The sequence below is a fragment of the Streptomyces sp. PH9007 genome, assembly GCF_059813725.1.
The window spans coordinates 5,688,328-5,700,701 of the sequence record NZ_CM187440.1 but is presented as its reverse complement, the minus strand read 5'-3'; the positions used below and the strand labels follow the sequence as shown (position 1 = coordinate 5,700,701).

General features: G+C 72.5%; 9 protein-coding genes and 1 pseudogene. 3 read left to right on the top strand and 7 right to left on the bottom strand.

The genetic code is table 11. From position 1 onward, the window contains the following. Nucleotides 1-44 precede the first annotated feature (44 nt). Nucleotides 45-1,784, bottom strand: a complete 1,740-nt coding sequence (locus ACTFAP_RS26130) for a cellulase family glycosylhydrolase (protein WP_500467592.1) — start codon at nt 1,782-1,784, stop codon at nt 45-47. A gap of 381 nt (nt 1,785-2,165) precedes the next feature. On the opposite strand from ACTFAP_RS26130, the gene ACTFAP_RS26125 reads away from it, so the two are divergent. Continuing rightward, nucleotides 2,166-3,281, top strand: a complete 1,116-nt coding sequence (locus tag ACTFAP_RS26125; RefSeq protein ID WP_500467591.1) for a winged helix DNA-binding domain-containing protein — start codon at nt 2,166-2,168, stop codon at nt 3,279-3,281. A 120-nt stretch (nt 3,282-3,401) separates the two neighbouring features. Here ACTFAP_RS26125 and ACTFAP_RS26120 read toward each other — a convergent pair whose 3' ends face one another. Further along, nucleotides 3,402-4,343, bottom strand: coding sequence for a ribokinase (locus tag ACTFAP_RS26120; RefSeq protein ID WP_500467590.1), 942 nt, complete (start codon nt 4,341-4,343; stop codon nt 3,402-3,404). Between the two features lie 305 nt (nt 4,344-4,648). Between ACTFAP_RS26120 and ACTFAP_RS26115 the strand changes: the two genes are divergently transcribed. Next, complete coding sequence (locus ACTFAP_RS26115) at nt 4,649-5,986, top strand: SGNH/GDSL hydrolase family protein (RefSeq protein ID WP_400009192.1); 1,338 nt, start codon at nt 4,649-4,651, stop codon at nt 5,984-5,986. A 71-nt stretch (nt 5,987-6,057) separates the two neighbouring features. Then, nucleotides 6,058-7,239: pseudogene (locus tag ACTFAP_RS26110) on the top strand (S8 family peptidase); the annotation flags it as partial. A gap of 69 nt (nt 7,240-7,308) precedes the next feature. Here ACTFAP_RS26110 and ACTFAP_RS26105 read toward each other — a convergent pair. Genes ACTFAP_RS26105 through ACTFAP_RS26085 form a run of 5 tightly spaced genes read right to left on the bottom strand, consistent with a single transcriptional unit; the run spans nt 7,309 to nt 12,259 of the window. Then, complete coding sequence (locus ACTFAP_RS26105; RefSeq protein WP_500467589.1) at nt 7,309-8,466, bottom strand: adenosine deaminase family protein; 1,158 nt, start codon at nt 8,464-8,466, stop codon at nt 7,309-7,311. Nucleotides 8,467-8,469: 3 nt separating this feature from the next. Further along, entirely contained in the window at nt 8,470-9,555 is a 1,086-nt protein-coding gene (locus tag ACTFAP_RS26100; protein ID WP_500467588.1) for an ABC transporter substrate-binding protein, read from the bottom strand. Between the two features lie 54 nt (nt 9,556-9,609). Continuing rightward, nucleotides 9,610-10,638, bottom strand: coding sequence for an ABC transporter ATP-binding protein (locus tag ACTFAP_RS26095; protein WP_400008651.1), 1,029 nt, complete (start codon nt 10,636-10,638; stop codon nt 9,610-9,612). Beyond that, nucleotides 10,635-11,432 carry an ABC transporter permease gene (locus tag ACTFAP_RS26090; protein ID WP_400008649.1) on the bottom strand — a complete coding sequence of 266 codons (798 nt, stop codon included), beginning with the start codon at nt 11,430-11,432 and terminating at the stop codon, nt 10,635-10,637. The genes ACTFAP_RS26095 and ACTFAP_RS26090 overlap by 4 nt, the downstream gene beginning before the upstream one ends. Beyond that, a complete protein-coding gene (locus tag ACTFAP_RS26085; RefSeq protein WP_495682598.1) occupies nt 11,429-12,259 on the bottom strand; it encodes an ABC transporter permease subunit in 831 nt (276 codons plus the stop codon). The genes ACTFAP_RS26090 and ACTFAP_RS26085 overlap by 4 nt, the downstream gene beginning before the upstream one ends. Nucleotides 12,260-12,374: the final 115 nt, after the last annotated feature.

Below are 12,374 nucleotides of genomic sequence, written 5' to 3'. Positions count from 1 at the left end.
CCCGCACCGCGCATCACGCGCGGGGCGGGCGCCGCACCGCGTGCTCAGCCCACCGTGCCGGTGACGGTTCCACCGTCACGGTCGAGGGTGTACGTCACGGTGGCGCCGCTCCAGAAGTGAAACGTCAGCAGGACCGTGGAGCCGTCCCTGACCTCGTCGAAGAACTCCGGGGTCAGCGTGATCAGCCCGCCGCCGTAGTCGGGGGCGAAGGCTGCGCCGAACTCCTTGTAGGACGTCCAGTCGTGCGGCCCGGCGTTGCCGCCGTCCGCGTAGACCGCTTCCATGGTCGCCAGCCGGTCGCCGCGGAAGTCGGTGGGAATGCCGGTGCCCGAGGTGGTCCCGGTGGTGTCCGAGAGCACCGGAGGCTCGTACCGGATGATGTGCAGGTCCCAGGGCACGCCGCGGGCGAACGCGACCGAGAGCACCGCGGTCACCCCGTGCGGGCGGTCCGCCGTGAGGCGGGCCAGGGTGTCCGCGGCGAGGGTGAGTTGGTCGCCCCCCACGCTGTAGTCGGTGCCCGCGACCAGCTCGTCCGCGCCGTGCCGCACCGCCGTCACCGTCGTGCCGGCCAGGGAGAGCGCGACGGTCGCCGGCTGCGGGGCCCCGGCCGCCGGGACGAAGACCTGGTCGGTGGACCCGGTGGCCGAGTCGACCGTCCAGCTGGAGCTGATCTGCCGGTACAGCGCGGGGTCGCGCCAGGTGAGCGCGGTGCGGTCGAAGTGCTGGCCGTTGTCCCACCACATGGTGGTCAGCTGCTTCTGCCGGGCGTAACCGCCCAGGAACTCGAAGAACTTGAGCTTCTCGCCCTGCTGGATGGTGTCGGTGCTCCGGTCGAAGCCGAGCAGCCCGTACTCCCCCACGATCACGGGGACACCGCGTGCGGTGAAGGCGTCGTGCACCCGGTCGAAGGTGTCGGTCAGATCCTGCCGCGCGACCGCGTCGAAGCGGGTGCCGCCGGCGACGTTCACGCTGAACGGCCAGTAACCGTAGAAGTGCACCGTGGCCACCAGCTGCGGATCGCCGATGATCTCGATGGTCTCCGCCAGTTCGTCCACCCGCTCCTGCTCGGGCGAGGCGTGCAGGGTCGTCAGGACGAGGGGGCGGGTGGCGTTGGTGCCACCCGTGTCGCGCACCCGGTCGACGAAGACGCTGTTGAGCTCGTGCAGCAGCTCCGCGTTCTGGGCGTCACCCGAACTTCCCTCGAAGAACGGTTCGTTGATGCTCTCCAGCAGCAGCCGCTCCGGTGCGTCCCGCACCGCGGCGGCGATCTGGTCCCAGGTCGCGGTGAACCGCGCCAGGACGGCCTCGCGCTGGGCGGGCATGTCCATCACCCACTGCCAGGAGTCGTGATGCACGTTGAGCAGGACGTACAGATCCTCCTCCAGGGCCCAGTCGACGACCTCGGTGACCCGGGCGAGGTGGTCGGGGTCGATGGCGTACGCGGGGGCCGGGCCCTGGTGCTGGCTCCAGGTCACCGGGATCCGGACGCTGTTGAAGCCCTGCGCGCGGATGGCCCGTAACTGCTCGCGGGTCACCCGGGGGTTGCCCCAGGAGGTCTCGTCGGGCCCGGTGGCATCCAGGGTGTTGCCCAGATTCCAGCCCGGCTGCATCGCGGCGACCGCGTCCGCCGCCGACTCCTGGGCCCCGGCCCCGACCCCGGCCCCGGGCCCGCGCTCTGTCGGCGACGCTCGCTCCGTCGCCGCGGAGACCGGGCCCGCCAGCCCCAGGATCAGCATCGCCAGCGCCGTCAGTGCGGCGTACCACCATGATGAACGGCTCTTCACCCTCGCACCTTCCGTTCGTTCGCTGCCCGTCCAGGACAGCGGCGGCTCGTACGGGAGAGGTCATGGGAGCGCTCCCAGTCGGTGACTGTAACGGCTGGGCCCCCGGACGTCACCGGTGCGCGCGGCGGTGACGCGGCGACGGACCGGGCGGGCGAGGGACAGCCGGCGCCGGTCACGGCGGGCCGGGAGCGGGGTCAGCAGTCGGGCGAATGGGGCGGCGTGGCCTCACTGTCCGCCCCGAAGAGGACATCTTCCGGCCGCTACTGCTGCGATGGTGGGTGCCGTGCCGCAGCGGCCCACCGCCACGCCTCCGCCCGGCCGGCCTCCCGGCCCCGGCCCCGGCCCCGGCTCCCACGGAATCGAAAGGAACAGCGCCCCCCTATGACCGTTCTGGACGCCCGCTCCCTCAACCGCGCGACCCTGGCCCGGCAGTTGTTGCTCGACCGGGCCGACCTGCCGGTCCTCGACGCCGTCGCGCGGCTGGGCGGGCTACAGGCTCAGGAGCCGCAGGAACCCTTCACCGGACTGTGGTCCCGGCTGCGGGACTTCCGGCCGCAGTCGCTCTCGGACCTGTTGCTGGGACGGCGCGTGGTACGCACCCATCTGATGCGCCGCACCGTCCATCTCGTCACCGCGGACGATGTGCTGGCCTGGCGCTCCCGGCACGACGCCATGCTGCGTCAGCGGGGGATCGGCGCCTACCGCGCCGAGCTGGCGGATGTCGACCTCGATGAACTCGCCGCGGCCGGACGGGCGGTGCTCGCGGACGGCGAGCCCCGTTCGATGGCCGAGATGGCGCGGGCGGTGGCGGATCGCTGGCCGGGGCCGGCCCCGCGCGCGTTGGGCGAGGTGCTGGTGGCGGCGCTCATCCCGATGGTTCAGCTGCCGCCGCGCGGGCTGTGGCGGACCCGGGCGGGGGTGCGCAGTCTGCCGCTGTCGGCCTGGCTGGGCCGGGAGGTCGACCCGCTGCCCGACGATCCGTCCGATCCGGTCGGCCAGGCGCTGGTGCGGCGCTACCTGGCCGCGTTCGGTCCGGCCGCCACCGCCGACCTGCGGGCCTGGAGCGGGCTGGCCGGGTTGCCGGCGGAGGTCTCGGCGATCCGTGCGGAGCTGGTCTCCTTCCGGGACGAGCGGGGCCGCGAACTGCTGGACCTGCCCGACGCGCCGCGCCCCGACCCGGACACCGTGGCCCCCGTGCGGTTTCTGCCGGCGTTCGACAACGCGCTGCTGGGCTACGCCGACCGGGGCCGGATCGTGGACGACGCCCATCGCGGCCTGTCCGTCAGCGGTGCTCGCGTCGTGCTGGTCGACGGCCGGGTCGCCGCGACCTGGACGGTCGAGGACGGCGCGGTGCGGGTGGGACCGCTGCGCCGGCTCTCGGCGGCCGAGCGGGACGAGGTGGCACGGGAGGGGGCGGCGCTGGCGTCGTTCCTGTCCGACGGCGACAGCGACCGGGTACGGATCGGGGCGGGCCCGGTCACCGGCGCGGCGGGCTGAGGCGCCGTGAGCGTCATCGCGTCCGCGCCACGGCCGCCCGGCGATCGGACGCCCGGACGTGGCCGGTTTTCCGCGGGCGGCCCGCGCACGACGGCGCGTGGGCCCGTCGCACCGTTGTGCTCAGCGACTGAGCGCCGGCCCGGACCGGCGGGCGGCCGTGTCGATCTCGGCGCGGGTCGGCATGGAGGAGGTGGCACCGGTGCGCTGGACGGAGAGCGCCGCGGCGGCCGTCGCCCAGGCCAGCGCCGCCGCCATCGGCCGGCCCTCGCCGCGGGCCACGGCGAGGGCGCCGGCGAAGGTGTCACCGGCCGCCGTGGTGTCCACCGGCCGCACCGGGGCGGCCGGTACGGTGACCGGCTCGGCGCCACGGGCGAAGTAGAGGCTGCCGGCGGCGCCGAGGGTGATCACCACCTCCGGCACGGCGTCCAGCAGGGCACGGCCGGCCCGGTGCGGATCGCGGTGGCCGGTCAGCGCCGCCGCTTCGTGCTCGTTGGGCAGCAGCACGTCCGTGCGGGCCAGCAGTCCGTCCGGCAGCGGGGCCGCCGGGGCGGGGGTGAGCATGGTGGGTACGCCGTGTGCGCCGGCCGCCTCCGCGCCGGCCAGCACGCCGGCCAGGGGCAGTTCGAGCTGGAGCAGCAGGGTTCCTGCGGCGGCGATGCGGCGCTCGTCGCCCGGTGTCAGGGCGGTCACTGTCGCGTTGGCGCCCGGTACGACGACGATGGAGTTGCCGCCCTCGTCGTCGACGACGATGTGCGCGGTGCCGCTGGGCCCCGGCACGGTACGCAGGCCGGCGGTGTCCACGGAGCGCCGGGCGAGCGCGTCGCGCAGCCGTGGCCCGAACGTGTCGTCCCCGACCGCGCCGATCATGGCGACCCGGCCCCCGGCCAGTGCGGCGGCGATCGCCTGGTTGGTGCCCTTGCCGCCCGGCACGGTGCGGAAGGCACGCCCCGTCACGGTCTCCCCCCGGCGCGGGGCCACGGGTACGTACGCGACGAGGTCCATGTTGGCCGAGCCGAGCACCGCGATCGCCGGCCCGCCCGGTGCCGGTCCGCCGTTCGCCATTGCGTCTGTCCCCTCGTGCCTCTGTCTCCTGGGGGAGGCCGTGTCCGTGGCTGTCCACGATGCCAGACGCGCCGCGGTGGTGGCGGTGGCCTGCGCCGGACGGTGGGTCAGGGACCGCCCCTCCCCGTCACCTGGGCCTCTTCCGCGTCCGCTGCCGCCCGCCTGTCATCCGCGAGAGAACTTTCGGTGCGTCATCCTCGCGCCACGCGCCGGAGCGCACTTCCAAATTCATCGTGCTCATGTCACGATCGAGCCCGCGGATCCGCTTCGAGGATGCCGAGGCCGCCGAGGAGGGCGCCGTGTCCATGCCGCAGCAGGGAAGCAACCCCGGGAACGCACGGTTCGGCGCACTGATCACCGCGGCACTGCTGGCGCTCGCCGTCCTGCTGGCCTCCGCCGCGGTCGCCACCGCCGGCCGGGCCGGGCCGGCCGGCGCGGACGGCCTCCCGGGGCCCGACGGCCGCTGGGTGCACAGCTGGACGGCGATGCCGCAGCTCACCGAACCGGGCAACATGCCGCCCCCGCCGTTCACGGGCCCCGGCTCCGTCCTGGTGGACACCACCGTGCGGCAGACCGCCCGCGTCACCACCGGCGGCACGGACCTGCGGCTGCGGTTCTCCAACGCCTTCGGCGACACCCCGCTGCCGCTCACCGCCGTGACCGTGGCCCTGCCACGGGAGGGCAGGGCCGGGGTCGCCGAGATCCAGCCGGACACCCTGCGCCAAGTGACCTTCGGCGGGCGGGCGTCCGTGACCGTACCGACCGGTGCCCAGATCGTCTCCGACCCGCTGGAGATGCCGCTGCCGCCCGGCACCAATGTCACGGTCACCACCTATCTCGCACTCGGTCAGCCCTCCCTCGCCCTCACCTCGCACCCCGGTTCGCGCACCACCTCCCATCTGCTGAACGGGGATCACACGCAGGCCACCGAGTTGCCGGGGGCGGTGCCGGTCAACCGCTGGTACCTGCTGAGCGGCATCGAGGTGTACGCGCCGGACGGTACGGCGGGACTCGCCGTGCTCGGCGACTCGCTGAGCGACGGCCGCGGCTCCACCATCAACGGCAACAACCGCTGGCCCGACCAGCTGTTCGACCGCCTTCAGGAGAACGCGGACACCGAGCAGGTCGCCGTCCTCAACCAGGCGGCCGGCGGCAACCGCATCCTCCAGGACGGTCTCGGCCCCAACGCGATGGCCCGTTTCGACCGGGACATCCTGGCGCACACCGGCGTCTCCTGGCTGATCGTCTTCGAAGGTATCAACGACATCGGCAACGCGCCCGCCACCGCCGCCGACCAGCAGGCACTGGCCGACGAACTCATCGCCGCCTACCAGCAGTTCATCGTCCGGGCGCACGCCAAGGACATCCGTGTGTACGGCGCGACACTGCTGCCGTTCGCCGGGAACGCCACGTACGACGACCCGGCCGGGCACCGCGAGGCCGCCCGGCAGACCGTCAACCACTGGATCCGCACCGGCAGCGGATTCGACGCCGTTCTCGACTTCGACCGTGTGGTGCGCGACCCCGAGCGGCCCGACCGGCTGCACCCCGCACTGCACGACGGGGACTGGCTGCACCTCAACCCGGAGGGCTACCGGCTGCTCGCCGAGGCGGTTCCCGACGACCTGTTCACCGGACCGTGACGTCCGGGCGCACGGCACCGCCCCGTACCGCCTTCCCCCGCAGCAGCACCTCTTCGAGGAGGACCCCTCCGATGGCCGTGACGCGCAGAACCGTTCTTGCCACCGCCGCCGTTCTCGCCCTGGCCACCGCCGCGGCGCTGCCCGCGCAGGCCACCGCGGGCGACCGGCCGCCGGGGGTCATCGCCAACGCCGACGCCCCCGGCACCATCGAGAACAGCTACCTCGTCCTCTTCGAGGACGCGACGTTCTCGGCGGCCTCGGCCTCCGCCGAGCAGCTGGCGGACGCGTACGACGCGGACATCGTCACGACCTACGAACACGCCCTCAACGGGTACGAGATCGCGGCGAGCGAGGCCGACGCCCTGGCCCTGGCCGCCGACCCGGCCGTCAAGGAGGTCGTGCAGAACCGGGTCCTCACCAGCGACGCGACCCAGCTCAACCCGCCCTCCTGGGGCCTGGACCGGATCGACCAGCCCTCGCTGCCGCTGGACCACACCTACCGGTACCCCGACTCGGCAGGGGCGGGCACCACGGTCTACATCATCGACACCGGTGTCCGTACCACCCACACCGACTTCGGCGGGCGTGCCTCGTTCGGCTACGACTACTGGGGCGGCACCGCCGCCGACGGCAACGGCCACGGCACCCATGTCGCCTCCATCGCCGCCGGCTCCGTCCACGGTGTGGCCAAGGCCGCCGACGTCGTCGCCGTGAAGGTCCTCAACGACTCGGGCAGCGGCACCACCGCCTCCGTCGTCGGCGGGATCGACTGGGTCACCGGCAACCGCTCCGGCCCCTCGGTCGCCAACATCTCCCTGGGCGGCGGCGCCGACGCCATCCTCGACCAGGCCGTCCGCACCTCCATCGCCTCCGGCATCACCTACACGGTCTCCGCCGGGGGCAGCAACACCTCGGCGGGGAACTTCTCCCCCGCCCGCGTCGCCGAGGCCATCACCGTCGCCGCCACCCAGAGCAACGACGCCCGCGCCGGCTCATCCAACTGGGGCCCGGCCGTGGACATCTTCGCCCCCGGCACCAACATCACCGCCGCCTGGAACACCAGTGACACCGCCACCAACACCATCTCCGGGACCTCCATGGCGGCCCCCCACGTCGCCGGTGCCGCCGCCCTGCACCTCGCGGACCACCCCGGCGCCACCCCCGCCCAGGTCTGGGCCGCCCTCGACGCGGCGTCCGCCACCGGCGAGGTCACCCTCCCCGGCGCCGGCTCCCCCAACAAGCTCCTCCAGGTCCCGTAACCCCCGGGAACGCCGACGGCGGCCCCGGCCTCGGGCCGGGACCGCCGCAGGGAGCACAAGCGCTCAGAAGGGGCGCAGCTCGGCCTCCAGGTCGGCCAGTTCGCGCTCGAACCGGGCCCGGGCCGCCGCCTTCTCGGCGGTCGGCAGCCAGGACGCGTCGATGCCGGCCAGCGACATCTCCCGCAGCCGCTCCGCCGGCAGACCGATGTCCTCGGACGCGATCCGGTACTCCTCGGCCAGCGTGGTCGGGAACATCCCCGGGTCGTCAGAGGCCAGGATGATGTTGAGCCCGGCCTCGGCCATCGCGCCGATGGAGGCACGGCGCCACGGCCGCCACGAGCGCCGTGAGGTCGTGGAGATGACCGTGAACGGCACCCGCTCCTCGCGGCACCGCTCGATGACGGCCTCGTCCTCCAGCACGTAGTAGCCGTGGTCGATGCGGTCGCAGCCGAGCAGGTCCAGGCAGGTGATGGTGTTGACCGCCACCGGCGCGTGCTCCGAGGAGTGCGCCGTACGGTGCAGCCCCGCCGCGCCCGCGAGCCGGTAGGCGTCGGCGAACCGCTCGGGCGGGCCCGCCAGTTCCAGGTTGACCAGCCCGATCCCCGCCAGGTACTCGTTCGGCCGGTCCACCACGCGGCGCACGAACTCCAGCGCCTGCTCGCCGCTGTGGCTGCGGTCGATCGAGGCGATGAGCCGCCCGGTCATGCCGAGGTCGCGCTCCGCCAGCTTGATCCCGTCCACGCAGGCGTCCACCAGTCCGTGGAAACCGAGCGCGGCGAGGTGCGGCGGCACATCGTCGATCTGGAGCTCCAGATGACGGGTGCCCCCGAGGTGGGCGGCGGCGAACGCCTCGTAGGTGATGCGGGTGATGTCGTCGGGCCCGCGCAGCGCCGCGCCGACCCACTCGCTCGCCTGGAAGAGGGAGTACGGGTGCTCCGGCTCGTCCGGGCCCTGCCCCTGCGGCACCGGGATCCGGGTGTTGCGGTAGAGGGCGGGGTCCGGCGGCAGCGAGTTGATGTCGCGCCAGATGGTCTCCGGCGCGTCCGGCAGGTCGATCCCGGACTGCCGGGCGAGGTCGGCGAAGGTCGCCGCGGAGACCGTGCCGATCAGATGGACGTGCAGGTCGGCCTTGGGCATCCGGGCCACGTACTGGGCGACGCGGTCGCGGTGACCGTCACCGCCGTCCGCCGGGCCGCCGTTGTCGGGGGAGATGTCGCTCATGCCTTACTTCCCCGAGACTTCCCGCGCGAAGCGCTCGACCCAGTCGGTGCGGTTCGCGGTGATCTCCTCCGGGGAGAGCGTCTCGTAGCCCATGGCCACCGGGTCACCGGCGTTCTCGCCCATCAGGCCGGTGAAGGACGGGGCCGGGGTGACGTCGGGACGCACCGGGAGGTCGGTGGCCAGGGACGCCTCCTGGGCCTCCTGGGAGAGCATGTAGTCGATGAACGCGTACGCGCCCTCGGTGTTCTCGGCGCCCTCGGGGATCATCAGCCGGTTGGTCGCCATGTAGCGGCCCTCGGTCGGCGGGATCCAGCCGATCGGCTGGCCCGAGGCCACCAGCGGCGGGACGAAGCCGATGATGGTGGGGACGGCGAGGATCTCGCCCTGGGCGATCAGGTTCGAGACCTCGGTGGTCGAGGTGTAGAACTGCAGCACGTCCGGGGCCCACTCACCCATGGTGGTGAAGGCGGTGTCCACGTCGTAGGGGCCGCTGCCGTACGCCGCGCCGATACCGGAGACGGTCAGCTGGCCGGCGGTCGCCGAGATGTCGGGGAGCGCCACCTTGCCGGCGAGGGCGGGGTCCTCGAACACCGACCACTCGGCGGCCTCTTCGGCGCTCAGCTCGTCCGAGCGGTAGAGGATGCCGTTGAGCTGGTACGTGTAGGCCGGGCCGGCGTAGGCCTCGTCCACGGCGAACTCGTGGAGCTCGTTGAGGTTGGGCACGTCCTCGGCGTCGAAGGTCTGGAACAGGTCCTGGTCCTGGCCGAGCGCGGCGAAGGTGTCCGAGATCAGCATCACGTCGATGCCGGGGTTGCCGCCGGCCAGCTGGAGCTGGGTGAGGCGGTCGGCGTTGCTGCCGCTGTCGATCTCGACCTTGGCGCCGGTGGCCCGCTCGAAGGGCTCGACGACGTTGGTCTGGAAGTCCTCCACACCGAACGGGAAGGTGCTGACCACGATGGTGGTGCCGGCCAGCTCGCCCGAGCCGTCGCCGCCCGAGCCGGAGTCGGATGAGCCGCACGCGCTGAGCGTGAGGACCGCCGATATCGTCCCGGCGGCGAGCGCGCTGCCGCGCAGCTTGGGTGTTGCCATGTCCGTGAGCCTCGCTTGTCTGCTGTACGGGGGTGGGTACGGGATGAAGGACTGCTAGGAGCCGAGCGCTACGAGATGCCCCGGCGCGGCGGAGACGGTGACCCGCCCGCCGGGCAGCAGCGCCGGCAGATCCTCGGACGCGACCGTGTCGCGGCGGACCGAGGCGATGAGGGGCACCGTGGCGCCGGTGGCGTCCACCGCGTCCAGGGAAACCCGCAGTTCCACGCCACGGTAGGCGATGGAGGTGACGGTGGCCGACACGGCGGTACCCTCACCGCTTTCGGTGTTCCCCTTGTGGAAGTCGCCGTGTACCCGCAGGAGTTCGGGGCGGACGGTGACCAGGCCGCGGCCGGGCAGTTCGAGGAAGTTCTCGTAGCCCAGGAACTCGGCCACGAACCGGTTGGCGGGGGCCGGGAAGAGGTCGTCCGGCGGGCCTTCCTGCATCACCCGGCCGCCGTTCATCACCACCATCCGGTCCGACATCTCCAGCGCCTCTTCCTGGTCGTGGGTGACCAGGACCACGGTCAGTCCCGCCTCGGCCTGGATGCGGCGGATCTCCTCGCGCATCTGCACCCGCAGCCGGGCGTCGAGGTTGGACAGCGGCTCGTCGAGCAGCAGCAGCCGGGGACGGATGACGATGGCCCGGGCGAGCGCGACGCGCTGCTGCTGGCCTCCGGAGAGCGCCTTGGGGCGGCGGTCGGCGAGATGGCCGAGACCCACCAGCTCCAGTGCCTCGGCGACCCGCTTGGCCCGCTCGGCGCGCGGCACCTTGCGCAGCTTGAGCCCGTAGCCGACGTTGTCGGCGACGCTCATGTGCGGGAAGAGGGCGTAGGACTGGAAGACCATGCCCAGATCCCGCTTCTCGGGCGGGGTGTTGGTGACGTCCTTCCCGCCGATGAATATGGAGCCCTCGCTCGGGGAGAGGTAGCCGGCCAGCATCCGCAGCGAGGTGGTCTTGCCGCAGCCACTGGGGCCGAGCAGGGTGGTCAGTTCCCCCTCCCGGATGGCCAGGTCCAGTGCGTCGACGGCGGTGAAATCCCCGAAGCGGCGGCTGACCGCGAGGAACTCGGCAGCGGTGGTCATCGGTTGATCCCTCCGAAGATGCGGGCGAAGCCGAGGGTGCGCTCGGCGGCGAAGGCGAGCGCCACGGTGCCCGCCAGCAGGAGTGTGGACATGGCGGCGACGATCGGCGTGTAGTTCTGCTGGACGTAGTCGAGCATCGTGACCGGCAGGGTGCGGAAGTCGCGGGACTGGAGCAGCAGCGAGATCGGCACGTTGTTGAAGGAGGTGACGAAGCTCAGCAGCGCCGCGGAGATGATGCCCGGCCGCAGGACGGGCAGGGTCACGCTCCAGAAGGTGCGCAGCGGTGAGGCGCCCAGGCCCCGGGAGGCATCCTCCAGCGCGGGGTCGGCGAGCGCGAGGGAGGCGCCGGTGACCCGGACCGTGTAGGGCAGCAGGATCGCGGTGTGCCCGATGAGCAGCGCGTTGAAGTTGTCCATGTCCAGGTGGAGCATGAACTGCTGGTAGAGCGCGAGGCCGACGACGAGTTCGGGCAGGATCAGCGGGGAGAGGAACAGGCCCTCCACCAGGGACTTGCCGGGCACCTTGCCGCGCATGACGGCCAGGGTCGCCGGGATGCCGATGGCCAGCGCCAGCACGGTGGAGATCAGCGCGAGCTGGAGGCTGGACAGGAGCGCCTGGGTGAACGGCTCGTAGGCCAGGGCCGCCTCGAACCAGCGCAGGGACAGTCCCTCGGGCGGGAAGGTCAGCGCCGACCCGCCGGTGAAGGCGGTGGCGACGACGAACAGGATGGGCACGATCATCACCACGTAGCCCAGGAAGGCCAGGGTCGCGGCGATGGGGCTGGAACGCTTCATCGGGTGACCGCCTTCGCCCGGGTGAGAACGGTGGACACGCCGTAGATCACGAGGACCAGCACCGTCATGATGATCGCGGTCGCGGAGGCCGCGGCCCAGTCCAGGCTGACCCCGGAGTACCGGAAGAGCTGGGTGGCCAGCATCGTCTGGCGCGAACCGCCCAGCAGGTACGGGGTGGTGTACGCGGTGACGGCACCGGCGAAGACGAGGGTGGCGGCCATGGCGATGCCGGGCATGGACAGCGGGATGGTCACGCTCCACAGGGTCCGGATGCGCCCGGCCCCCAGGCCGCGGGCCGCCTCGTCCAGGTTCGCGTCGACCTGGGCGACGGCCGAGTAGCAGGTGATGATCGCCAGCGGCAGGAAGAGCTGGGTGAGGCCCAGCACCACGGCGAGTTCGGTGTAGAGGAGCTGGGGCGCGGGGTCGGCGAGGCCCAGTCCTTCGATGGTCTGTCCGACGACTCCGTTGCGGCCGAGGACGACCAGCCAGCCGTAGGTGCGCACGACGTTGCTCAGCAGCAGCGGGAAGATCGCCAGCGCGAGCAGGATCCCGGCCCAGCGGGAGCGGGAGCGGGCGAGCAGGTAGGCGGTGGGGAAGCCCAGGGCCAGGCACAGGCCGGTGACGGTGAGGCCGATCCGCAGGGTGCGCCAGATGATGGCCAGGTCGTACGGGTCGCTGAGCATCCGGCCGAGCCGGTCGAAGACTTCGCCGGTGGGAACCCTCGGTGGTGAGAGCAGCATGGTCAGGGCGGGTATCACCACGCCCCCGAGAAGCAGGACGAGCCCGGGGAGCAGCAGCACCAGCGCTATGCGGCGCGAACGGATCATGTGGTTTCTCGGTGGATTTCTCTCGGTGGTACGGGTTGGTTCTCGGCTGGCTCGGGAACAGGGGCGGGGTTCGGTCGCCTCAGTGAAGACCCAACGCAACCGGTTGTGCAACCGG

Excerpts from the sequence above, each read along its gene's own strand:
- ACTFAP_RS26125 (WP_500467591.1), top strand. The coding sequence starts at position 2,166 with ATGACCGTTCTGGACGCCCGCTCCCTCAACCGCGCGACCCTGGCCCGG.
- ACTFAP_RS26120 (WP_500467590.1), bottom strand. The coding sequence starts at position 4,343 with ATGGCGAACGGCGGACCGGCACCGGGCGGGCCGGCGATCGCGGTGCTC.
- ACTFAP_RS26115 (WP_400009192.1), top strand. The coding sequence starts at position 4,649 with ATGCCGCAGCAGGGAAGCAACCCCGGGAACGCACGGTTCGGCGCACTG.
- ACTFAP_RS26105 (WP_500467589.1), bottom strand. The coding sequence starts at position 8,466 with ATGAGCGACATCTCCCCCGACAACGGCGGCCCGGCGGACGGCGGTGAC.
- ACTFAP_RS26100 (WP_500467588.1), bottom strand. The coding sequence starts at position 9,555 with ATGGCAACACCCAAGCTGCGCGGCAGCGCGCTCGCCGCCGGGACGATA.
- ACTFAP_RS26095 (WP_400008651.1), bottom strand. The coding sequence starts at position 10,638 with ATGACCACCGCTGCCGAGTTCCTCGCGGTCAGCCGCCGCTTCGGGGAT.
- ACTFAP_RS26090 (WP_400008649.1), bottom strand. The coding sequence starts at position 11,432 with ATGAAGCGTTCCAGCCCCATCGCCGCGACCCTGGCCTTCCTGGGCTAC.
- ACTFAP_RS26085 (WP_495682598.1), bottom strand. The coding sequence starts at position 12,259 with ATGATCCGTTCGCGCCGCATAGCGCTGGTGCTGCTGCTCCCCGGGCTC.